Raw genomic sequence first — 22,019 nt, 5'->3', positions numbered from 1 at the left:
ATCATTGTGTTTTTTATGCTAATTTGTCTGCGTGTAACTGTCTTAATTTGGCAAGCTTTGGTTCTATTACAAAACTACAATAACCTTGTGTTGTATTGTTTCTATAATAATTTTGATGTTCTTCTGTAGCTTTGTAAAAAATTGGTAAAGCACTTAATTCTGTAACTATCTTATCATCATAATAAGACTGAATTTGTTTAAGAACTTCAGAAGCCAATGCTTTTTGATTATCATCATGATAGAATATAACCGATCTATATTGTGTACCTCTATCGGCACCTTGTCTATTTAATGTTGTAGGATCGTGTGTTGTCATAAAAATGACCAAAATATCTTGGTAAGTAATAATATCTGGATTGTAAGTAATTTGAATTACTTCTGCATGACCAGTTAATCCGAACAAATTTCTCTATAAGTTGGTTCTCCTGGTACATTTCCGCCAGCATAACCAGAAACTACTTTTTCGACACCTTTTACTTCTTGAAACACAGCTTCTGTGCACCAAAAACAACCGCCACCAACCGTTGCAACTTGTAAGTTTGTACTCATTTTTTAAGAATTTTCTTTTTCTAATTGCATAGATTCAGAATTAATACAATAGCGTAAACCGCTTGGTTCACGTCCGTCAGGAAAAATATGGCCTAAATGTGCATCGCAAGTATTGCATAAAACTTCTACTCTTACCATGCCAAAAGAAACATCTTTGTGATATTTTATAGCATTTGTTGTAATAGGTTGCGTAAAACTAGGCCACCCGAACTCGACTCAAATTTTATTGTAGAATCAAATAATGGTGTATTGCAACAAACACAATTGTATTTTCCTTCTTCGTATGTAGAACATAATTCGCCTGTATGCGGTCTTTCAGTCCCTTTTAATCTTGTAATTCTATATTGTTCAGAACTTAGTATTTCTTTCCACTCTGCCTCAGATTTTTCTACACGTTTCTCTCGGGGTTGGATTTCCTTTTACTGTAAAATTTATAATATCTTTCCAAGTAAGCATTTTAATCTATTTTTTAATTATTAATTGTCTTTATATAGACGAAAAATGTAGCAATAGCTTACAAATTCACAATTTTTGTATATGCTAAAATCAATACTTAAATTTACAACAAAAATCAATTAGAGAAAACCATTTTTAATTGTTTATTTTTGTTTAAAATTTTACCATGAGCGCATTAATTATAGAAGTAGAAAAATTTGTTTTTAGTTTTTTAAGTAAAAATATACACTCTAATTTTGTGTATCATAATCTTGCGCACACACAAAGAGTAGTAGAAAGCGTAAAAGAAATTGCAGAAAGTTTAAAGTTAGATAACATTGCTCTAGAAAACTTAGTTATTGCAGCTTGGTTTCATGATATAGGTTATGTAGAGGGTTCTGATAATCATGAACAAAAAAGTATAAAAATTGCTGCAAAATTTTTAAAAGAAAATAACTTTGATGAGAAAAGAATACAAGTTGTTTCTGAAGTTATTTTAGCAACCGAAATGAACTCTGTACCTAAAAATATTTTAGAAGAAATTATTAGAGATGCAGATTGTGCACATTTAGCATCTAAAGATTTTATAGATTATACTTCTTTACTTCGAAGAGAATGGGAACTTTCTTTAGAGAAAAAATATACCAACCCTGAATGGATTAATCTTAATCTTGCGTTTTTAACACAAAAACATAGATATTATACAGATTTTGCTTTACGTAATTGGAGTGAGGGGAAAGAAAAAATATAGCTAAACTATTAAAGAATAAAAAGAAATTAAAAAAAGAAAGTAAAAAATTTAAGCAGAAAAAAGTTGCTTTAGATTTAAAGAAAAATAAAAGTGAAGTACCCGAAAGAGGAGTAGAAACTATGTTTCGAGTTGCACTAAGAAATCATATTACCTTAAGTGATATTGCAGATACAAAGGCGAATATTTTACTTTCTGTAAATGCTATTATCGTTTCTTTGGCACTTTCTAGTTTATTGCCAAAATTAGACAATCCTTCTAACTCGCACTTGTTAATACCTACAATTATTTTTATAGCTTTTACAGTTGTTTCTATAGTTTTATCAATTATAGCTACAAGACCAAACGTAACAGAGGGTAAGTTTACAAAGCAAGATGTTGCAAATAAAAAGGTGAATTTATTGTTCTTCGGAAATTTTCACCAAATGAAATTGGACGATTTCGAGTGGGGGATTTCAGAAATGATGACCGACAGAGATTATTTATACGGCTCGCTTACAAAAGATTTATACTTTTTAGGATTGGTTTTAAATAGAAAATATAAAATATTAAGATTAACCTACACTGTTTTTATGGTAGGTATTATTGTAAGTGTTTTAGCTTTTGCAATTTCGTTTAGATATCAAACAGTTGTTGCTTAAGATTCTATTTGTCTTATTAAGTCGTTAAGAGTTATGGTTTTCTTTTCATCAAAATCTTTTTGATAAATAACCTCTACTCTTAATGCTTTTAAACCGTAAACACCTTGTAAATCTTCTAATTCTAAAAATTCAATTTTACCTAATTGTTTTCTAGATTGTAAAAAGTTTATGTATTTAATATATTCTAAAGCATCTTTATCTTGAGAATATATAATTGCAATTTTACCAGGCTGTGTAACCCTTTCTTCTGTATTTTTAATATTTGCTTTATCTATTCTTTTCTTAATTATTTCGTATCTAATATTATAAGCACCATCAACATCAAATTGTTTTTCATCCATCCTAAACTTAATAGCCATAGGATTACTGTGAACTAAAATTAAAGACGCAACTCTTAAGTTATGTGGCATTGTATCTACCAAAGTATATGCAATATTTTCCATTTCGCACATTGTTTGCAGTTGCCATAAACGCAAATTGTATAGATAAATATTGTCGAAAGAATTCTTTTTAGTGATTGATTCACCAATATACATGTTAAACTCTACACCATCGGTTTTATATCTTTCAAAATAATGAGGATACATTTTTTGAGCATCCTTTTGTTTTTTATCGATATATTTAGCTAATTTTTCGTTGATAAGATTTACACTTTTTTCGTAGTCTTTTCTTTTTTCATAAACCACATTTAAATCTTCATCTAAACGGTTCATGTAAATATCTACTTTTTTGGCTAAATTTTTATCTAATTCTTTAATGTGATTAAAAACAGGATATATTTCTCTTTGTAAAAAATCTAAAATATTAACCTCGTCACCAGCATTTAAATCTTGTTTAACATCTTTTAAAAAGGTTGATACTCTATACATCAACTCGTTGTAAATTGGTAATTTTTCCTTTTTACAAGCGTCTTTTAAAACAGAAATTGCCAAAGATAATTGTGTAATTAAATCTTCTTTAATTGCTGTATTTCTTGCATCAGAGGAACCTTTAATATCACTTTGACCAAACAACGGATACACATCTTTAAACACAATTTCGTCTAACTTTGCATTGTCGTTAGTTTGAAATTCTGTGTGATATTTTTCTGCAGCTTCATAAAAACGCCATTTAACAGATTCGTGAATAGAAGTATAGTTTTCTTGAATTGTAGCTTCTAAAACATTTTGTCTTTCTTCTGATGTTCTTTTTACCGCAGCTTCAAAAACAGGAATAATATCTTTTAATTTGTTAATGTTTACCGAGTTTAAATCGTAAGCATTTGGCGACGCAATTTCTAATAATGCCAAGTCGCCACTTTTGGTAGCTTTAATTGGTATTAAAATAATACTTTGAATTCCGCCATCATATAAATTATGATAAAAAGGATTTTTATCTGTAGCTTTACCATATTCTTCGATATCAGAAATGATAAAAGTTTCATGATTTACAAAAACCTTTTGCATTACTTCTTCACAAAAGTAATTTGAAGAACAATTAATTTCTTCTTTATTATTTAAAATGATGCTATTTGATTTGTTTACGATAGTTTCGCACAACTTGTCGTTTAAATTGTCGAAAATAGAGTAGCCTAATTTTAAATCTTTAATAGCATAAAAATCTCTTAAGTTGTTTTGAAGTTTAAAGATTAAACTATCATCACTTGCTAATAAATTTGCTTTTATAGAAGACAACATTTCTTCTGATGTAACATCAAAAAGATTGATAAGCCCAAACCCTTTAAAAATATAACTATTTGGTGGAAATTTCTCTTTCCAAATATCTATGTTATCAAAATTATTTAATAATTCTCTGTAATCTTCTTTTGTAATTTTAGGTGCAATTTTTGTTGGTGTAATTTCAGAAAAGTCACCATTAAAAGCTGCTCTATAATATTTCATTGTACCGAAGTTCTATCTCGGAATATCAAAATAAAAAGGTCTTTTTAAATCGATTTTATATCCATAAACAAAACTTAGAATAAAAGTACATGCTAGAATGTACATGCTTTCGTCTTGAAAATTTCTAACAGAAAGTTCGTAATCTTCGCCAGCGTTGTCTAAAATGTTTTTAAAACGATCTGTAAATTTAAAGGAAGTAAATGAAAACGGTATACTTGCTGCTTTAATTTCATTTAAAAGTAAAGGTTCGGAAATAAAGGATTTAATACTAACTCTATTTCTTCTTCATATTTATCTAAAAGAGAATAATCTGAAAAACCATCATTTAATTCTGGATGCTGCTTAAACAGCTTTACCATTTCTAAAGCAGAACTGTAAAACGGATGCCCTTTATAAGATTCATGCGTGTATTTTTCATAAAGATCATAAACCTTTCTAAAAGAAATGTTTAGCTGTAGCGGTAATTCTACTTCGGTTTCTATGTTAGATTTTATGATTTTCATCTTTTAAATTTAGGGTGCAAATTTACAAAATTGTGCCTATTTGGTCGTTTATAGCAACAATAACTTTCAAGGTTTTACTCTTAAAGATATAAAAAAATAGCTAAGTAGTCCTTTATAATTTATTGCTAAATTATTTTTAAGTCTTAAATAAAGTGTTTTATTATTTTTGTCTGAAATAAATTGTAATTGGTACACCAGAAAAATCATATAAATCTCTTAGTTTATTTTCTAAGAATCTTTTATAAGGATCTCTTACATACTGCGGTAAATTACAAAAGAATGCAAATTGCGGAGTAGGAGTTGGCAACTGCATACAGTACTTTATTTTTACAAACTTTCCTTTAATTGCTGGTGGCTGGTAACTTTTAACAATGTCTAACATGGCATCGTTTAGTTTACTTGTAGGTATTTTAAATTTACGTTTTTCAAAAACTTCTACAGCCGTTTCTATTGCTTTAAATAAACGTTGTTTTGTTAATGCAGAAATAAATACAATTGGTACATCTGTAAATGGTTCGATTTGTTTTCTAACCATTGCTTCAAAATCTCTCATTGTATTGGTTTCTTTCTCAATTAAATCCCATTTATTAATTAAGATTACCACACCTTTTCTGTTTTTTTCTGCTAACTGGAAAATATTTTGATCTTGCCCTTCGAAACCACGAGTAGCATCTACAACTAAAACAATTACATCAGAATATTCGATAGATCTTACAGCTCTCATTACAGAGTAAAACTCTAAATCTTCTTTAACTTTAGATTTTTTCTAATTCCGGCAGTATCTACAAGATTAAAATCGAAACCAAATCTATTATATTTTGTATCTATAGAATCTCTAGTTGTACCTGCAATATTGGTAACTATATTTCTGTCTTTACCAATTAAGGCATTTATAAATGACGATTTACCTGCGTTTGGTCTACCAACTACGGCAAATCTTGGTAACTCTTCTTTTTCTAAATCAACTTCTTCTGGTTCGGGCATTTTTTCTGTAATTGCATCTAAAATGTCTCCGGTACCACTACCGTTAATAGAAGAAATTGTATGGTAATCTCCTAAACCTAAGTTGTAAAATTCAACAGCATCTGCATCTCGCATTGCATTGTCTACTTTGTTAACTGTTAAGAAAATTGGTTTTTTAACTTTACGTAAAAGTTTTGCAACTTCAGCATCCATAGGTGTTATACCTTCTTCTACATCTACAACAAAAACAATAATATCTGCTTCTTCTATAGCTAAAGCTACTTGTTTTCTAATTTCTTCTTCAAAAATATCATCAGAACCAATAGTATAACCACCTGTATCTATAACAGAAAATTCTTTTCCGTTCCAGTCAGATTTTCCATAATGTCTATCACGTGTAACTCCACTTACAGAATCTACAATTGCTTCTCTTCTTTGTACAAGTCTATTAAAAAGTGTCGACTTTCCTACATTTGGTCTTCCTACAATGGCAACAATACTATTCATTTTGAATTCTAATTTTTTGCAAAGATACAATTTAAGGTTGTAAGAAAGATACTAAAAAAGAAGTCTTTAAAAAACAAAAAACCAGCAAGTTAAATTGCTGGTTTTATTTTAATTAAAAGTAGTAATTAGTTGTTCTGATAAATAGTAACAGTTCCGCTATCTTCATTAGAAACTACTAATAAGTCTTTACCGTTTGGGCTATCTTCTGATTTTATAACTAATAATCCTTCTGGCGCTTCATCATCAGCATTAGAAAGTATTTGTAAAAACTCTGGAGCATTTGGGTTTGTAATATCATACACCATAACTTGATCGTTTCTTTCTAAACCAACAAATAAAATATAACGTTGATCGCCTATGTTTAAAACTTCTACACTTTCTGGTTCTGCACCTTTATCATCACTTCTTTTATCGTTATCATTAAATCTATCTGTAGTTAATGCTAAAGTTTGAGTTGCGATGCTGTTTCCAGAATCGTATACCAAATTACCGTTATCAGACCAAATACTAAAAGATCTTGCACCATAACTATATAGTTCTTCAACTTTACCATCGTTATTTGCATCACCTAAAGTTGTAGTAGTTTTTAAACGACCAAGATTCATTTCATTTAAATAATCTTTATCATAATCAAATACAGTTTCGTCTAAAGTTAAATCGTCCATTCTAACTTCTTCGCTAAATCCATCGTAATCTCTTGCATCACCTTCATTTGCAGAAATAATGTATTCTACTCCGTTAATTTTAACATATACAATAGCATCTGGCATGTAAATACCTTTCACTGGCCAAGATTTTAATTCTTTTACGTCGTCTTTATCACTTGCGTCTAAAGTGTTTTTTGCTAAAGAGTAATCTTTAAAACCTAAAGGATAAATGGCTTCGATTGTTTTTGTTTGTAAGTTAACTTTAGCAATTCCGTTGTTTTCTTGTAAAGAAACCCAAGCAGTTTTAGAATCTTCTGAAATTGCTACATATTCTAGTTCTACATCTTTCGCTAAATCTGCATTTGGTCCAAAAACTCTAAAACCTTCACTTTCTAAAGAAGCTTCTTGTGCGTTAAAAGCATTAAAATTTAAAGTTGTAACAGCATCGTTTTCTAGGTTAATGATACTTATACTTCCTTCGGGTCTACTGTATAGTCATCATTTGGTTCACCTTCATTTGCAGAAACAATCATCTTTCCGTCTCGGTGAAAAAGTTACCATATCCGGCAAAGAACCTACAGTATATTGTTTTAATAAAGAATTGTCTACTGTATTGTAAAGTAATATTTTCCCAGGATTTTGTTTTACGTTATCTTCTACTGCAATTGCTAATTTTCCTTCAAAAATAGCAACACTATTAGGTGCACCGTAAGCATTTAAACTTATAGAGTTTTCTTTTACAGGTGTGTCTAAATTTGAAATATCATGAATAGAAATCTCGTTTAAATCTACGTTTACAGTAAAAAGTTTTTTCGAGATTTTGTCATAAGCTGTAATTTCTGATGCACCTTCACCACCTACTTTGATGGTAGTTTTATGAGTAAAATTAACTGATGTATCTACAGGAGTGATAACAGGATTAACATCGTCTTTACAACTAAAAGTAAAAGCTAATAAAGAGAATAAAGTAATTTTTTGTAATGTTTTCATTGTTTGATTTTAGTTTTTGCAAAAATGAACTCAAAAACTAAAAATCGTGTTAAATGAAATATAAGTAAACATTAGATTTTACATTTATTTGTAAAATAATTGTTTATTAGGGTTGTAAGATAGTTGTCTAATGTAAATTAAATGTAATATTATTTTTGATTGTAACCAAAGCGTTTTAATTGCGTTTTATCGCTACGCCAGTTTTTATTAACCTTAACGTAAAGTTCTATAAAAACCTTTTTCATAAAAAACTTTTCTAGATCTTTTCTAGCTTCTGCACCAACTCTTTTAATGGCAGAACCTTTATGACCTATAATTATTCCTTTTTGAGTTTCTCTCTCGACCATAATTACAGATCTTATTCTAACAATATTTTCTTCTTCTATAAACTCTTCTGTTTCTACTTCTACAGAATACGGAATTTCTTTCTTATAATGAATTAAAATCTTTTCTCTAATTTTTTCATTTACAAAAAAACGTTCTGGTTTGTCAGTTAATTGGTCTTTCGGATAAAAAGGAGGTCCTTCTGGTAAAAGTTCTTTAATTTTATTAAAAACGGCAGCAACATTAAACCTTTCTAATGCAGAAATTACAAAAACTTCTGCATTGGGTACTTTCTCTCGCCAGTATTTTATTTTTTCTTCGACATCTTCTTGAGATGATTTATCAATTTTGTTTAATAAAAGAATAACAGGAATTTCACTATGGATTATCTTATTGAAGAAAGCTTCGTTTTTCAATTCTTTTTCGCCAATTTCTACCATGTAGATTAAAATATCGGCATCCTCAAAAGCAGATTTCACAAAATCCATCATCGAAGATTGAAGCTCATAAGCTGGTTTTAAGATACCTGGCGTGTCAGAAAATACAATTTGATGCTCCTCATCATTTACAATGCCCAAAATACGATGTCTAGTCGTTTGAGCTTTCGGAGTAATTATTGATAGTTTTTCTCCTACCAAAGCATTCATTAATGTCGATTTTCCTACGTTAGGATTTCCTATGATGTTTACAAAACCTGCTTTATGTGTCATAATGCAAAGATAAATAGATTTTATATCGGATTAGAATTTAGAGGATTAAAAAAAGATTAAAATTTTTTCAATAAAAATTTGGTTAGTACTTTAAATATGTTGTATATTTGCAACCCGGAAATAACGTGTCGAATTTATGAGTCGAAAGTTTAAAGCTAAGTCGTTTTTCTGAAATCACAACGCGGGATAGAGCAGTAGGTAGCTCGTCGGGCTCATAACCCGAAGGTCACTGGTTCGAGTCCAGTTCCCGCTACTAAGTATAAGCTTCATAGAAATATGAAGCTTTTTTTTGTGCTTAATTTTTTTACTTTTATTTGCTTTACTATACCGCAAAACGTGCACAGTTTGTTTGTTTGTTTGTAAAATTATCTGCAATTTTTTTCCATTTAAAATAAGTTACATGAAGTGAAAAAGTGTTTTTTACTTTTTGTGCAGATTTAGATGAAAACATAGAAAATAGTTCAATTGAAAATGAAATTTTATCAATAGGAGGAGAAGATGAACAAGATCCAAGTGAAGATGAAAACCCAACTAATGTAAGATAGTGACTTTAAGAAATTATAGTACATTAGAGGAATGAAACAAGTAAAAGTAGCATTCCTCTTTTTTGTTTTATTTTCATTTTTATCATGTGAAAAACAAGATGATAAATTAGAGAATGATTCAAAACAAAAATCCCTAGCAAAAGAATTCTTTAAAAGTGCAGATTATAAAAAATCGAGTAATGCCAAAAGATTAGAAAATTCAAAAATATTTATTTCTGATAATAAGTTAAATTCAACTGATAAGTATTTGATGTACAATAATATCAGCTATTTATCGAGTAAATTAAACAAAATAGACAGTGCAATATTTTATTCAAAAAAAATGTTGAGACTGCCTAGTGTAGAAAATGATATAAATCTAAAAGGAAAAGTTTATTATAAGCTAGGGATTTATCAGTACAAAAAAACGCACAGGATAGTTCTTATTTTTTCTATGCTAAATCTAAAAATGAGTTTTTAAAATTAAAGGATAGTGTATCTGTTGGGAAAAGCTTATCTAATTTAGCAATAATAGAATCAAATTTTGGAAGCTATTCTTTAAGTGATTCTTTGGCTGTAGAATCTTTAAAGTTTTTTAATGGAAAAGAACCAAAAACAATGGCTTCTAGTTTAAATTGTTTAGCCATTAATGCTAAAAAAAGATCATTTTATAACGAAGCTATTGCTTACTATATTTCTGCTTTGAAAATTACCACAAGAAAAAGCTCTAAAATTAGGTTTCGAAATAATTTAGCGATTGCACACAAAGAGTTAAAGAATTATAAAAAATCGATTTTAATTTTTGAAGAGTTGTTGCAAGACACTATTACAAGTCAAAAAACAAAGACAAGAGTTATAGATAATTTAGCATATGTAAAGTGGTTAGAAAATTCAGATGTAAATGTATTAAAAGAATTGTTGTTTGCTAATTCTAAAAAACTTCAGCTTAAAGATAATTATGGTTTAATAGCAAATTACAGTCATTTATCCGATTATTTTCAAGAAAAAAACAGAAAAAAATCATTGCAATATGCTATAGAAATGTATAAAATTTCAAGAAAAGTAAAAAGCATTCAAGATGTTTTAGAAGCTATAGATAAGATTGTAGAAAGACAGCCGCCTGAAAAGGCTATTACATATTATAAAGAAAGTATTAATTTAAGAGATAGTTTACAAGAAGCAGAGACTAAAAGACAGTTTAGGTTTGCTAAAATTAAATATAATTACGACGAAGAAGAAAAACTAAAAGAAAAGTTTAGAAACCTAGCAATTGAAAATGAATTAAAAGTAGAAAAAGAGAATAGCCAAAAGAAGAATAGTATAATTATCGGAATTCTTTTAATTTCTGGTCTGTTATTTTTATTATACAGACGTAAACAATTACATAAAAAAAGAGTTTTACAAGAGAGTTATAATACTGAAACAAGAATAGCAAAGAGATTACATGATGAATTGGGTAATGATGTTTTTAATACGCTTGTAAAAGTTCAGAATCCAAAGATCAATACATTAGAGATTATAGATGATTTAGATAAAATCTACCATCAAACACGTTCCATTTCACATGAAAATAATGCTATTAAAACTGGAGATAAATTCGAAAGTTATTTTAGACATTTAGTAGCAAGTTATAATACAAATGATTGTAAGATTATTATAAAAGGGTTATCTGACATTCATCTAAACAACCTAGCTGCTGAAAAGCAAATTGTGGTTTACAGAATATTTAATGAACTTTTTGTAAATATGAAGAAGCATAGTAAAGCTAGTTTGGTAATGTTGACTTTTACAAAAAAGAATAGTAGAATAGAAATGATTTATTTTGATAACGGAATTGGTTTTGAAAAAGAGAATATTGTTCATAAAAATGGACTTAAAAATATGGAAACCCGTATAAAAACTATTAACGGAACTATTAATTTTGAAAACAAACCAGGTAAAGGATTAAAAGTTAGTATTCATTTTAAAAGTTAAAAATGTTTAAAAAAGTTTTAGTTGTAGAAGATTTTGATGTTATAAATAGCGGTATTAAAATTGCTTTAGATGAAATAGGAATTCATCATGTAGATTATATTTCTTATTGTGATGAAGCTTTTTTAAAAATTAAAAGCGCTTTTTTAAAAGGAGAACCTTACGGTTTAATTATTTCAGATTTATCTTTTGAAAACGATGGTACACCTCAACAATTAAAATCCGGAGAAGAATTGATAACCAAAATTAGAGAAGAATTTATTGATTTAAAAATTATAGTTTTTTCTGTAGAAGATAAACCGTACACAATACAAAATTTATATAAAAATTTAAAGATCCAAAGTTATATTTGGAAAAATAGAAACGGATTAAAAGAATTAAAAAAAGCAATTTATAAATCTTTTACTTCTAGTGAGTTTTACATTTCTCGAGTTACATGCTGCAATTCATCCTAAAAAAGCTGTAGAAATTACAGATTATGATCTCTCTTTGATCAAATACCTTTCGCTAGGTTTTTTACAGGAGGTTATTAGTGAAAAATTAAAAGAAAAAGGAATAACACCTTCAAGTACAAGTGCTATAGAAAAAAGATTAAAGTTTTTAAAAGAACATTTTAATGCCAATAATCCTACACATTTGGTTGCAATAGCTAAAGATTTTGGTTTGATTTAAAATTCTTATGCAATATAATTGTTTATGCTAGGGAAAGCTTTAGTGTTTTTTGTGTTTTAAGAAATTAGGTTTGTTATTTAAAAATGCTAAATACTTCAAAAAAGAGAATCATAGTATAAAGGTGTACTCACATATTGAATTAGCGGAAATATTTAAACAATTAATAACCTTTGGGATAACTATAAAAGTCCGGGGATTTAAAGGTGTAATACAGATAGTTGACGGATATTTGGTGTTTATTTTCTTCGAATAAGCAACAACCTTAATTAAAGAGAACCTACCTAAGTAGTTTTTTATATTACGTCTTAGCTACTGTAGCACAGTAAGATGTAATACTTAGATGAGGATTTACTGATAAGGTAGGTTCTAACTTTTTAAACAGCTAAATCATCAAGTTTAATTTTTTTAATTCCCTTATTTTTTTGTTGTAATAATGCAAAACCAAAAGTTAATACACCAACACGTCCAATAAACATCAAAATAATAATCAATATTTTTCCAATATTAGATAAATCTCCGGTTATACCCGTACTTAAACCTACGGTTCCTAAAGCAGATGCAACTTCAAATAAGATGCTTTCAAAAGAAAATTTTTCAAAGTAAGAAAGTAAAAATGAAAACAAGAAAATTAAACTGGTATATAACATAAAAGTTGAGGTAGCAACATATATTCTTTCAAAAGGAATTAATCTATTTAAAAATGTAATTTTTGTTTGACCAAATAATCTACTTTTTAATATTGCTAACATTGCTGTTAAAGTTGTAATTTTCATACCGCCAGCTGTTCCTGAAGGTGAGGCGCCAATATACATCAGAAAAGTTATAAGTAGTAGTATTGGTAAAGAAAATTCACCAATAGCTATCGTGTTAAAACCAACTGTTGTCATTGCAGACATTGCTTGAAAAAAAGATGTCATTAGTGTGCTACTTGATCCTAAAATAGATAAAGATTCTGAAGAGTAAATTAGTAAAGTACCTAATATCAGTAAAAATAAAAAGCCGTAAATAATAATTTTAGTCGTAAACGAAATTTCTTTTGATTTACCACTTATTCGATACCAAAGATCTGTAATAACAATAAAGCCCAACGAACCAGAGATAGCTAATATAGAAATAATTGTATTGATAAAAGTATTGTCTTGGTAGCTTTCGAAGCCATTATTAAATAAGCCAAAACCAGCTGTACAAAATGTAGAGACACTATGAAAAATCGAAAACCAAACAGCCTTTAAATTATCCATTCCGGCATTAGTAAAGGCAAAGTAAAAAAGAATTGCTCCAATAATTTCCATCACCAAAGTAAAAATTATAACACTTTTGATGAAATCTTTAATTTGAATTGTATTAGGTAACGTAAATTCTGTACCTATTAACTTACTGTGCCAGTGGGTTATTTTTTTGTGGTAAATATTAAATAATATGTTGTTAATGTCATATATCCAATTCCGCCAATTTGTATCAATCCCATAATTATAAATTGGCCAAAAAAATTATAGGAATCAAAAATACTAACAGTTACCGAGACCTGTAGTAGAAATAGCAGAAGTAGAAATAAATAAATTATCTAAAAAAGCGATATCAGTTTTGTGAAATAATGGAATAGACAGTAGAATAAATCCGGTTAAAGTGTACAAGAAGAAACCCCAAACTAAATTCATTTGTGGTGATTTGCTAATTTGAAGTTTTCTATACCAATTTGATAATTTCTTATATTTTTTATTTTCCATTATTTATACTCAGTTGTTTAATTAAAAATGAGATTTACTTTAACTAACATAGCATATTTGCAGGCTCAAAGTTATTAAATAAAAGAAGAAAAAAATGGTTATTGTATTTTTTTGTATTTCTGTAAAGTATAAAAATCTATCGGTTAGATATGTTTTTATTGATACTCAATACAATTCTGTTTTGATTAGTTTTGTATCATTGTGCTTATTATAAATTTCTCTGATTCTGTTAATAGAGTCGGTATTTTATAATGAATTGTAAAATTATACTTCTCTTTCTGATTTGTGAATTAATTCTTAATCAGGTTATTTTAACGTTCAAGAGTTGTACTTCTGTATTTAATATTAAGCTAACTCAAGTTCTAAAATAGTGAGTAAAGCTAGAGTTTTGCCAAGTTTTAAGGTTTATAGAAAAATTAATAAAATCTAAAAATAGGAATCAATTATGTATGATGTTTACAAAGTTATTTTTCCGTTTGTTTATTGATCCAATTCATTAATTCATATTTATCTATTTTATTCCAAGTAGTCTGTGTATTTCGATTTTCAGATTGATTATATTCAGGCTGCAAAATAACTAATTCTGTATTTTTATTTCCTGCAAGTTCTAATTCGGCTAAAAATCCAACAATGTCAGTAGCATTATTTTCATATAAAGTTCTGTAATATTTTTTAAGTCTGTACTTTATTTTTGGCTCGATATAGGCTCTTACAGCATAATTTTTATAAAAATTAATATTTTCATTATTTTGATTAGAGTAACTATAAGTCGAGAAATTATGATAATTATCTTGAGCAGTTTTGGGTGTACCTTTCAGGTAGGTTTCCAACATAAAATTCATAAAAGTCGGCTCCCAAAGATTGATTCGATTTATTTTAATGTCTCGTTTATGTTGTTGCCATTTTCTTATCCAATCTAATGTAAAATCACAAATAACCACACCTTTAATGTTAATCTTAAAATCGGAATCTTCTTTATTGATAAATTCAATATATTTCATTGCTCTATGACCAACTAAACCTGCACCCAAAAAGAAAATATTTTCATTAGGGAGATTGAATTTTTTAAAAATTTTTTGAATTAAATTATGAGTAGATTTAATCGAAGATTTAGAAAAATAAAAATCTAGAGGTATTTCGGTAGAAATTGATAATACCCCAAAATTACTTATAGATGCTTGATTATATATCTGCTTAGAACTAAAATTCTTTTTGTTGTATTTTGAATCTTCTAAGAAAATAAGTACACCTTTTATCTTTTTATTTTCGGGAAGCATTAGAGTATATCCTTTTTGAATAAAGGGTAAAAAGTCATTTTCTCCTATTCCAATTTTTAGGCTATCATTTTTTACAGGTTCGTAATCTTTAATTATTTTCTGCGAAAAAGATTTCGTGCTTAAAGTAGTAAGAAAGAGTAATAGTAATAACTTAAAAGGTGTTTTCATTATTGTTTTTTAGTTACAACAAGGTCTTTATGTATTGTTGGTTATGTAAATTAAGTAACTAATCTACTAAATAAATCACGAACGGCGAAAGTCCGAAGGATTTTCCAAGTTAGCTAAAACTATAAATTAATTATGCACTTTCTTGGCATTAGTTTGTATTGTCCTGAAATAGGTTGACCTTTTTTTGATGTTTAAAAGGTTAATAATTCCAGATTATTTTTATTTTTTCGATACGATTTATATTCAATATTTTGATTTATATGCACATGTTTAGGAGTGTATAAATCGAGACTTAGATGTGGTCTTAGGTTGTTGTAAATATAAACGGCTCTTTTAGTAATCTTTTGTGCTAATTTAGTGTTTTTTATTATTGTTTTCAAACCATATTCATATTTTAAAGTTCTATTAATTCTTTCCGCAATAGCATTTTCATAAGGGTCATGTTTTTCAGTCATACTCATTTTTAATCCATTTGATTCAGCAAAACCAGCGTAAGTTGGATTGCAATATTGTAAGCCTCTATCTGAGTGATGTATTAATTTTTGATTTGGGTATTTACGGTTTTTAAGCGCCATTTTTAAAGCATCTATACAAAGAGATGTTTTCATATGTGAATCTAGTTTATATCCCATTATTTGTTTAGAATAGGCATCTGTAACTAAAGCCAAATAACTATGTCCTTTTTGAGTTTTAATATAGGTTATGTCTGTTACCCAAAGTTGTTCAGCTCTTGTAGGGGTTTTATTAGTAATTAGGTTTTTGTATTTATAAAAATGATGATTAGAATTAGTGGTTGTATGATAGTTTTTAGTTCTAGAGATCAATAGTTTATGGTTTCTTAAGAATGTGTAAAACTTATCTCTCCCTATTTTAATTCCTTGTTTTTTGATGTCGTTTTTCAATTCATGATATAGTTTTTTAGCGCCTAATTTCTGTCCAATTTTGTCACGACATTTTTTAACTAATTGGATTAAAATACGTTCGTTGTTTTGCTTTATTTTGTATGATTTTAAGCGTTTATAAAAAGCTTGTTTAGTAATCCCAAAACATTGAGTTAACCATTTTCTTTTAAACGGTTTTGTTTCTTTTTCTGAATCTCTTCTGCTAATGTTTTGGGCAATGACTTTTTTGACATATCGACTCCAGTAATGATTTCCATGTCTGCAATTATATCTTGTTGGAAGTCTTTTACAAATTCCAGTTCCTCAATTTTTTCTTTGAGTTTTTTAATTTCGTCTTGTTTACTCATACCTAATTTCTTTTGATCTAAGGTACTATATTTTTTTATCCAGTACTGAATAGTTGCTCTAGAAATATCGTATTTTTTAGCTGCATAATTTACAGAAATCCGTCCATTATGAATTTGGTCAATGATGAATAATTTGAGTTCGAAACCGACTTTATTGTAGTTCTTTTTTCGGCAGGGTTGTTTTGTTTTTGTGCTCATAGTTTAACTAAAGTTGTTTAATTTTTAGTCAACCTATTTCAGGATTTTACATGATTGGTAATGGTTGCCAACGTGTTTGTGTTATGGAAAGTTGCGTTTAAAGTGAACGGCTATTTTCCGCAGGAAAATAGAAAGTGAATAAAAAAGCAGCAATTTTTGTTTAAGCTAAAATTAAGCAATTTTTATTACACGGTGTTGGCAAATCGTTACTCTTTTATTTTCCTAAATTTATTCCAAGATTTTGGTCCAGTTTTAAATTCTTGTTCATTATGTTCTGACCATTTCCATTCGTACACTTTTTCAGAAATGACTTCAGGTTGATCAGGAAACATTGTTATTTCAATTTTTTTATTTGAATTATGATTCAATTCTAATTGAACAGTTCCATAACCTAATGAGCGAATTTCGTATTTTATTTTAGAGTTTTTTTCTCAACCTTAATTTTATTTCTCTCTTCATAAACTTCAAATCCTCTATCATAGTTTTTTTCAATTACGTTAGCAAAAACAGGCAAATTTTTCTCATCATTGATTATAAATTCAAATTCTACTGTCTTTTCAGATCTTGATTTTATTTCAATAATTTTTACTTTATGTTTCGTTAGTTGTTCTTTTTTGTCGAATGTTAGTTTTAAAATTTCATTTTTTAATTCAAAAATTCCAGTTCCAATTTGAGAGATACCTAAACAACCAGAAACAGTATATTCAAAATGAATATTATCTTTAAAATCAATGCAGACAACATCAGATTCTCCAAGTGGAATAGAGCAATATTTTCCATTTAACTTTTCTTGAGAAAAAGTCAATATTGAAGTTAGAACTAAAATTGTTTGCAGAATCTTTTTCATAATGTTTGCCAACGTGTTTGTGTTATGATTAGTTGCGTGTTTGAGCAACTAACCTACTAAATAAATCACGAACGGCGAAAATCCGAAGGATTTTCCAAGTGAGCTAAAAGTAGCAATTAATTATACACGGTGTTGTAGGTAGTTTTTTATTCCTTTTGTTTTATTAAATTTTTATCTTGTTTTTCAAGATTATAACTTTTCAATATGTAATGATTAAACAAACTCGGGCTTTCTTTGTCATAAGATTTTACTTCTAAAATCAAACCACTTAGATCAATTTTTTTCTTTAAATCAAGTATTTCGTAATAATTAAAAGGAATTTTAATTTTATCATTGACATAAATTTCGTTTACATCTATAAGTTCACCAATTGATGATTGTCTTATTTCTGTGATAGTTACTTTATAACCTTCAATTTCATTTATAGATTTTTTCTCGTTTTTATTTATTTCTATTTTATACTCCGTTTTCCATATTTGTCTTAATTTTTCAGTTATTTCAAAACTACTTTTGTAAGTTTTATTTTCTTTATATAAAATTCTATTTTTCTTGAATTTTTCAGGAATAAATATAATATCACTATCAATAGTTTTTATAAATACAGAATCAGGATAAATGTAAATATCAGTTTCCGAAGATAATTTATTTAATTTTTTCGTTACTTCTAAAAGCCCTTTAGAATTTTTTTCAACCAATAAACTATCTTCTTTATTTTTAACGTCTTCATATAAAGTTTTTAATAATTCATTATTTGCTGAATTTCCGACATTTAATGTAAGAGTATATTTTAAATGTGCGTCAGTTGCTTTTTGTGAAAATAATTTTATTGTAATTAGTAATAAAATTATTAAATATTTCTTTTTCATATTTCTTTGGTAATTACCTACAACGTGTTTGTGTTATGAAAAGTTGCGATTTTGTGCCATCGTTATTTTCCGCAGGAAAATATAAGATTGCAAAAAAGCAACAAACTTTTATTAAGCTAAAAATAGCAATTTTTTATACACGGCTTAAGTTTGTCTTTTAATAAATTTGATATCTAATCAGAAAGAATAAAAGAGAGAATTAAGGTTAATATATACGGTGAAGCTTTCGACTTCGACAACATTGGTAATCCTCTCTCTTTTCTACTATAAACCACGTTCAGTTCTGTGAGACCTAGATCTCGTTTTCAAGTTGTTGTGAGTCATGGTAGGTTATTCTTTCATAAATCAGTTCTTATGAATAAATATAAGGAAATTTTTGGAGTTGACATTAGCAAAGATGTGTTTGATGTTTATGGAAGTACAAGTGGTCATAATCAATTTAAAAATGATGCCTCTGGATTTAATTTTTTCTAAAAAATCTTCCTAAAAACTCATTAGTAATTATGGAAGCCACAGGTTATTATCATTACAGGTTAGCTCAATTTTTATACAAGCAAAGTGTTATTGTCTCTGTTGTAAATCCATTATCAATAAAGCGTTTTATTCAAATGAAATTGGCAAAAGTTAAAACAGATAAAAGTGATGCCAAAGCAATTTGTGATTATGGAATGATAAATGAAGTTCCATTATACAATGCTCTTACAGATGTTCAAAGTGAATGTTTACAGCTCTTTAGGTGGTTAGATAGTTTAATAAAAAAACGAACAGCTACCAAGAATAAAATTCATGGAGAAGAAGTGTTAGGGGTTCCATCAAAATGGGTCTATCGCTCTTTAATTCGTGTTAAAAAACATTTAGAAAGAGAGATTAAAGGCATAGAAGAAAAGTTACTTACTTTAGTAAAGCAAGAACAACAAGCTCAATTAACACTTTTAACCAGTATTCCAGGAATAGGATTAAAGACAGCATTATTTTTAATCGTTGTGACAGGTGGTTTTGAAAAGTTTGAAACAGCGGCTCAACTTTGTAGTTATGTAGGAATCACACCAACAATAAGAGAGTCTGGAAGTAGTGTGAGGGGTAGAGCAAGAATTAGTAAGGTGGGTAATAGAAAGCTACGCAATCTTTTGTTTTTGTGTTCATTTACAGCTTGTAAGCATAATAAAGGTTGTAGAGAAATTTATGAGCGAATTGTAAACAAAGGTAAGAGTAAGAAATTAGCTTTAATTGCGGTTTCTAATAAGTTGTTAAAACAGAGTTTTGCAATTGCCAAATCTGGATTAGCATATGATGAAACTTATGTTTCTGTATTGTCTAAATAAATAAGTTTAAAAAAAATAAAGCTCAAAATACCAAGTAAAAGCATTTTGAGTCTAAAATAATATTGAATAGATTTAACGAAGAAAATAGTTGTTTTTTAGCTCAGTTCTTTGTTGGCAACAGGCGTTTCTTTTATCTTTTTCGGATATTTTTTTCCATTTAGAAATTTTCCAATAAAAGTATTCCTCACTAAATAATGATAAGTCGCAAAACAAATTAAAGTGGTTAAGGAAAGTACGATTATAAATTTAACTAAAGCTGGTAGTGGAAATTCCCAAATAAATGCTGGAATGATTGCGGTTAATGGTAAGTGAATTAAATAAACCCAATATGAAGAATCAGAAATGTAGCGCATTCTTTTCGAGTGTTTACTACCATATCGAATAAATAATCCAGTTATTCCAAAAATGAATAACCAAACTATTATCGAATTGAATGAAATCAAAATTGCAGAATTCGAATTTGGTTTTAACTCCATTCCAGAATATTGAATTAGTAAGCCTTGAGTAATTATTAGAAAAACTGCAAAGGCTACGAATTGCCAATCATATTTCATAAAACTATTCAATAGACCTTTTGATTTAAATAGTATCCAGCCTACGATATAAAAGAAAAAGTAAAATACAAATGTATTTAAGTCAGGTATTAAGGAGGTTGAGGCATTCACCATTGAAGTTTCCAAATAGGTCAATATTAAAAATGTGAAACTTGAAAAGAATGCTAAACGTGTAATTGACCTTTTAATTATCCAATTAAAGATGTTAGTTATTTTGTTGCTTATTTTTTTTGATTTTTTAATAACAAACCAAGTAAAGACGTAATTAAAGTTACATATATCAGATAATATAAAAACCACAAATGAGAAGTTCCTTTAGGTATAAAAACAAAGATGTTTGAAAATAATTGTGTAGAATTTACGAATGGATTTTCTTGATTTTCAAAGACAGCAATAGTATAACTGAAAGAAAAATATATTATTGGTGATAGTATAAATAGAAAAACAATAAAAGGAAAAACTATTCTCGATATCCGATTTTTGAACATTTGTATAACACCTCTTTCATAAAATAACATAGAGCCAAAAAAGCCTGCAACAAGAAAGAAAATAGGCATTCTGAATGAGTGAATTAAAAGCACAATAAAGTCAGTCAAAATATAATTCGATTCAGGGTCTTTTATTTCCCAAGCATTTCCGTGATTTGTCACGTTGTAGGTTAACGCAGAATGCAAAACTAATCCTAAAAGCATCATTATCGCACGCAAAGAATCCAATGAGTGTATTCGTTCAGTTTTATTCTTTATTTGTTTCAATTATTAATTATATTTTTGTGTTTCGTTGAAAGTTCTGATGTTTTTTTCAGCTTGTTGCCAACGTCTTTGTGTTATGAAAAGTTGTGTGTTTGTGAACGGCAAATTTTCCGCAGGAAAAATTGAAGTTTGCAAATACAGACTAACTTTTGATTAAGCTAAAAGTAAACAATTTTTTATACACGTTGTTGCAAGTTTTAGTTTTTTCAATCTATTGTTCCACACAAAAAAGGTTCAGGTTCTGGGAAATTCAATTTTTTAATAAACTTTCCTAAATCTTTACGATTAACATATTCAGTTTCTCCATATTTTAGGAAAATAGTTTTTTTCAAATTATTCTTTAAAATGAGTTTTTGCTTATGTACTTTACATTTAATTCCGTAAACTATTATACTAATTTTATTATGCTTTATTTTCCTTTTTTTAAGATAGAAGTATTGATTTCGGAAAAGTCTGAAATTCCGACATCAATTCTCTCATTTCCAGAAAATATTTCAATTATTGATCCTGGTAAAAGTTCCTTAGTCTCTTCTTGAACAAATTTAAATTCTACTTTATATTTATCTTCGAAGGAAGTATTTTGACCATAAGTAGAAATTCCAACTATTAAAAATAAAATGTAAATTATGTTTTTCATATTTTTTTAATCTGCTTTTTTCCGCTTTCTAAAATTAGAATTTTAAATCACATTTTTTTAGTTTGAGTGATTTCCGCTATTACTTGCAACGTGTTTGTATATGGTTTGTTGCGTGGTTTAAGCACCTAATTTAGCAAATAAAAACCGAATAGAAAATCCGCGAGGATTTTCGTAAGTAGGCTTGTACTAGCAATAAATTATATACGGCTTAAGTTTGTCTTTTAATAAATTTGATATCTAATCAGAAAGAATAAAAGAGAGAATTAAGGTTAATATATACGGTGAAGCTTTCGACTTCGACAACATTGGTAATCCTCTCTCTTTTCTACTATAAACCACGTTCAGTTCTGTGAGACCT

At 28.1% G+C, this 22,019-nt stretch carries 21 protein-coding genes, 1 tRNA gene and 5 pseudogenes; 9 read left to right on the top strand and 18 right to left on the bottom strand.

Annotated features, from left to right (window positions below; all coding sequences use genetic code 11):
• Window positions 1-13: 13 nt before the first annotated feature.
• Together msrA and msrB are read right to left on the bottom strand one after the other, a co-directional pair.
• Window positions 14-549 (bottom strand): annotated as a pseudogene (gene msrA, locus ACZ1HD_RS14445) (peptide-methionine (S)-S-oxide reductase MsrA).
• A 3-nt stretch (window positions 550-552) separates the two neighbouring features.
• Window positions 553-1,005, bottom strand: a pseudogene (gene msrB / locus ACZ1HD_RS14440) (peptide-methionine (R)-S-oxide reductase MsrB).
• Window positions 1,006-1,171: 166 nt separating this feature from the next.
• Here msrB and ACZ1HD_RS14435 point away from each other — a divergent pair.
• Both ACZ1HD_RS14435 and ACZ1HD_RS14430 read left to right on the top strand, forming a co-directional pair.
• Entirely contained in the window at window positions 1,172-1,735 is a 564-nt protein-coding gene (locus ACZ1HD_RS14435; protein WP_472687853.1) for an HD domain-containing protein, read from the top strand.
• Window positions 1,736-1,854: 119 nt separating this feature from the next.
• A complete protein-coding gene (locus tag ACZ1HD_RS14430; RefSeq protein ID WP_472687852.1) occupies window positions 1,855-2,373 on the top strand; it encodes a Pycsar system effector family protein in 519 nt (172 codons plus the stop codon).
• On the opposite strand, the gene ACZ1HD_RS14425 is transcribed toward ACZ1HD_RS14430, so the two are convergent.
• From ACZ1HD_RS14425 to era, 5 genes and pseudogenes are all read right to left on the bottom strand, one after another.
• A complete protein-coding gene (locus ACZ1HD_RS14425; protein ID WP_472687851.1) occupies window positions 2,370-4,253 on the bottom strand; it encodes a GAF domain-containing protein in 1,884 nt (627 codons plus the stop codon). The genes ACZ1HD_RS14430 and ACZ1HD_RS14425 overlap by 4 nt on opposite strands.
• A gap of 233 nt (window positions 4,254-4,486) precedes the next feature.
• Window positions 4,487-4,756 carry a hypothetical protein gene (locus tag ACZ1HD_RS14420; protein WP_472687850.1) on the bottom strand — a complete coding sequence of 90 codons (270 nt, stop codon included), beginning with the start codon at window positions 4,754-4,756 and terminating at the stop codon, window positions 4,487-4,489.
• A 160-nt stretch (window positions 4,757-4,916) separates the two neighbouring features.
• Window positions 4,917-6,226: pseudogene (gene der / locus ACZ1HD_RS14415) on the bottom strand (ribosome biogenesis GTPase Der).
• Between the two features lie 125 nt (window positions 6,227-6,351).
• Window positions 6,352-7,863: pseudogene (locus tag ACZ1HD_RS14410) on the bottom strand (choice-of-anchor I family protein).
• A gap of 149 nt (window positions 7,864-8,012) precedes the next feature.
• Window positions 8,013-8,897, bottom strand: coding sequence for a GTPase Era (era, locus tag ACZ1HD_RS14405; RefSeq protein ID WP_077810144.1), 885 nt, complete (start codon window positions 8,895-8,897; stop codon window positions 8,013-8,015).
• 180 nt (window positions 8,898-9,077) lie between these two features.
• Between era and ACZ1HD_RS14400 the strand changes: the two genes are divergently transcribed.
• The 6 genes from ACZ1HD_RS14400 (at window position 9,078) to ACZ1HD_RS14375 (ending at window position 12,064) form a co-directional block, all read left to right on the top strand.
• Window positions 9,078-9,150: transfer RNA gene (locus ACZ1HD_RS14400), tRNA-Met, on the top strand.
• A gap of 160 nt (window positions 9,151-9,310) precedes the next feature.
• Window positions 9,311-9,442 (top strand): hypothetical protein, encoded by a 132-nt coding sequence (locus ACZ1HD_RS14395; RefSeq protein WP_472687849.1) that lies wholly within the window; start codon window positions 9,311-9,313, stop codon window positions 9,440-9,442.
• Between the two features lie 31 nt (window positions 9,443-9,473).
• Entirely contained in the window at window positions 9,474-9,902 is a 429-nt protein-coding gene (locus ACZ1HD_RS14390; protein ID WP_472687848.1) for a hypothetical protein, read from the top strand.
• 89 nt (window positions 9,903-9,991) lie between these two features.
• A complete protein-coding gene (locus ACZ1HD_RS14385) occupies window positions 9,992-11,395 on the top strand; it encodes an ATP-binding protein (protein ID WP_472687847.1) in 1,404 nt (467 codons plus the stop codon).
• Between the two features lie 2 nt (window positions 11,396-11,397).
• Window positions 11,398-11,847 (top strand): hypothetical protein, encoded by a 450-nt coding sequence (locus tag ACZ1HD_RS14380; protein WP_472687846.1) that lies wholly within the window; start codon window positions 11,398-11,400, stop codon window positions 11,845-11,847.
• Complete coding sequence (locus ACZ1HD_RS14375; protein ID WP_472687845.1) at window positions 11,804-12,064, top strand: hypothetical protein; 261 nt, start codon at window positions 11,804-11,806, stop codon at window positions 12,062-12,064. Before ACZ1HD_RS14380 ends, ACZ1HD_RS14375 begins: the two co-directional genes overlap by 44 nt.
• Window positions 12,065-12,438: 374 nt before the next feature.
• Here ACZ1HD_RS14375 and ACZ1HD_RS14370 read toward each other — a convergent pair whose 3' ends face one another.
• The 8 genes from ACZ1HD_RS14370 to ACZ1HD_RS14335 form a co-directional block, all read right to left on the bottom strand.
• The gene (locus tag ACZ1HD_RS14370; protein ID WP_472687844.1) at window positions 12,439-13,356 is read right to left on the bottom strand and encodes a TrkH family potassium uptake protein; all 918 of its coding nucleotides are present in this window, start codon (window positions 13,354-13,356) and stop codon (window positions 12,439-12,441) included.
• 216 nt (window positions 13,357-13,572) lie between these two features.
• A complete protein-coding gene (locus ACZ1HD_RS14365; RefSeq protein WP_472687843.1) occupies window positions 13,573-13,791 on the bottom strand; it encodes a hypothetical protein in 219 nt (72 codons plus the stop codon).
• 464 nt (window positions 13,792-14,255) lie between these two features.
• Entirely contained in the window at window positions 14,256-15,236 is a 981-nt protein-coding gene (locus ACZ1HD_RS14360; RefSeq protein ID WP_375241370.1) for a hypothetical protein, read from the bottom strand.
• Between the two features lie 191 nt (window positions 15,237-15,427).
• A complete protein-coding gene (locus tag ACZ1HD_RS14355; RefSeq protein ID WP_472689365.1) occupies window positions 15,428-16,276 on the bottom strand; it encodes an IS3 family transposase in 849 nt (282 codons plus the stop codon).
• Between the two features lie 14 nt (window positions 16,277-16,290).
• Window positions 16,291-16,683 carry a transposase gene (locus tag ACZ1HD_RS14350; protein WP_472687780.1) on the bottom strand — a complete coding sequence of 131 codons (393 nt, stop codon included), beginning with the start codon at window positions 16,681-16,683 and terminating at the stop codon, window positions 16,291-16,293.
• Window positions 16,684-16,889: 206 nt separating this feature from the next.
• Window positions 16,890-17,015, bottom strand: a complete 126-nt coding sequence (locus ACZ1HD_RS14345; protein WP_472687842.1) for a hypothetical protein — start codon at window positions 17,013-17,015, stop codon at window positions 16,890-16,892.
• Between the two features lie 80 nt (window positions 17,016-17,095).
• Window positions 17,096-17,542: a hypothetical protein gene (locus ACZ1HD_RS14340; RefSeq protein ID WP_472687841.1), complete on the bottom strand. Its 447-nt coding sequence runs from the start codon at window positions 17,540-17,542 to the stop codon at window positions 17,096-17,098.
• Window positions 17,543-17,676: 134 nt separating this feature from the next.
• A complete protein-coding gene (locus ACZ1HD_RS14335; RefSeq protein WP_472687840.1) occupies window positions 17,677-18,396 on the bottom strand; it encodes a hypothetical protein in 720 nt (239 codons plus the stop codon).
• A gap of 354 nt (window positions 18,397-18,750) precedes the next feature.
• Between ACZ1HD_RS14335 and ACZ1HD_RS14330 the strand changes: the two are divergent.
• Window positions 18,751-19,718: pseudogene (locus tag ACZ1HD_RS14330) on the top strand (IS110 family RNA-guided transposase).
• Between the two features lie 95 nt (window positions 19,719-19,813).
• Here ACZ1HD_RS14330 and ACZ1HD_RS14325 read toward each other — a convergent pair.
• The 3 genes from ACZ1HD_RS14325 to ACZ1HD_RS14315 all read right to left on the bottom strand — a co-directional run bounded on the left by ACZ1HD_RS14325 (window position 19,814) and on the right by ACZ1HD_RS14315 (window position 21,661).
• Entirely contained in the window at window positions 19,814-20,572 is a 759-nt protein-coding gene (locus tag ACZ1HD_RS14325; protein WP_472687839.1) for an acyltransferase family protein, read from the bottom strand.
• Window positions 20,494-21,027 (bottom strand): acyltransferase family protein, encoded by a 534-nt coding sequence (locus tag ACZ1HD_RS14320; RefSeq protein ID WP_472687838.1) that lies wholly within the window; start codon window positions 21,025-21,027, stop codon window positions 20,494-20,496. Before ACZ1HD_RS14320 ends, ACZ1HD_RS14325 begins: the two co-directional genes overlap by 79 nt.
• Window positions 21,028-21,433: 406 nt before the next feature.
• A complete protein-coding gene (locus ACZ1HD_RS14315; RefSeq protein WP_472687837.1) occupies window positions 21,434-21,661 on the bottom strand; it encodes a hypothetical protein in 228 nt (75 codons plus the stop codon).
• Between the last annotated feature and the right edge of the window lie 358 nt (window positions 21,662-22,019).

It is taken from the genome of Polaribacter sp. HA6-7, from assembly GCF_055693625.1.
This window is presented reverse-complemented; position numbering and strand designations above follow the sequence as displayed.

Excerpts from the sequence above, each read along its gene's own strand:
- ACZ1HD_RS14435 (WP_472687853.1), top strand. The coding sequence starts at position 1,172 with ATGAGCGCATTAATTATAGAAGTAGAAAAATTTGTTTTTAGTTTTTTA.
- ACZ1HD_RS14430 (WP_472687852.1), top strand. The coding sequence starts at position 1,855 with ATGTTTCGAGTTGCACTAAGAAATCATATTACCTTAAGTGATATTGCA.
- ACZ1HD_RS14425 (WP_472687851.1), bottom strand. The coding sequence starts at position 4,253 with ATGAAATATTATAGAGCAGCTTTTAATGGTGACTTTTCTGAAATTACA.
- ACZ1HD_RS14420 (WP_472687850.1), bottom strand. The coding sequence starts at position 4,756 with ATGAAAATCATAAAATCTAACATAGAAACCGAAGTAGAATTACCGCTA.
- era (WP_077810144.1), bottom strand. The coding sequence starts at position 8,897 with ATGACACATAAAGCAGGTTTTGTAAACATCATAGGAAATCCTAACGTA.
- ACZ1HD_RS14390 (WP_472687848.1), top strand. The coding sequence starts at position 9,474 with ATGAAACAAGTAAAAGTAGCATTCCTCTTTTTTGTTTTATTTTCATTT.
- ACZ1HD_RS14380 (WP_472687846.1), top strand. The coding sequence starts at position 11,398 with ATGTTTAAAAAAGTTTTAGTTGTAGAAGATTTTGATGTTATAAATAGC.
- ACZ1HD_RS14370 (WP_472687844.1), bottom strand. The coding sequence starts at position 13,356 with ATGGAAATTATTGGAGCAATTCTTTTTTACTTTGCCTTTACTAATGCC.
- ACZ1HD_RS14365 (WP_472687843.1), bottom strand. The coding sequence starts at position 13,791 with ATGGAAAATAAAAAATATAAGAAATTATCAAATTGGTATAGAAAACTT.
- ACZ1HD_RS14360 (WP_375241370.1), bottom strand. The coding sequence starts at position 15,236 with ATGAAAACACCTTTTAAGTTATTACTATTACTCTTTCTTACTACTTTA.
- ACZ1HD_RS14350 (WP_472687780.1), bottom strand. The coding sequence starts at position 16,683 with ATGAGCACAAAAACAAAACAACCCTGCCGAAAAAAGAACTACAATAAA.
- ACZ1HD_RS14345 (WP_472687842.1), bottom strand. The coding sequence starts at position 17,015 with ATGTTTCCTGATCAACCTGAAGTCATTTCTGAAAAAGTGTACGAATGG.
- ACZ1HD_RS14335 (WP_472687840.1), bottom strand. The coding sequence starts at position 18,396 with ATGAAAAAGAAATATTTAATAATTTTATTACTAATTACAATAAAATTA.
- ACZ1HD_RS14315 (WP_472687837.1), bottom strand. The coding sequence starts at position 21,661 with ATGAAAAACATAATTTACATTTTATTTTTAATAGTTGGAATTTCTACT.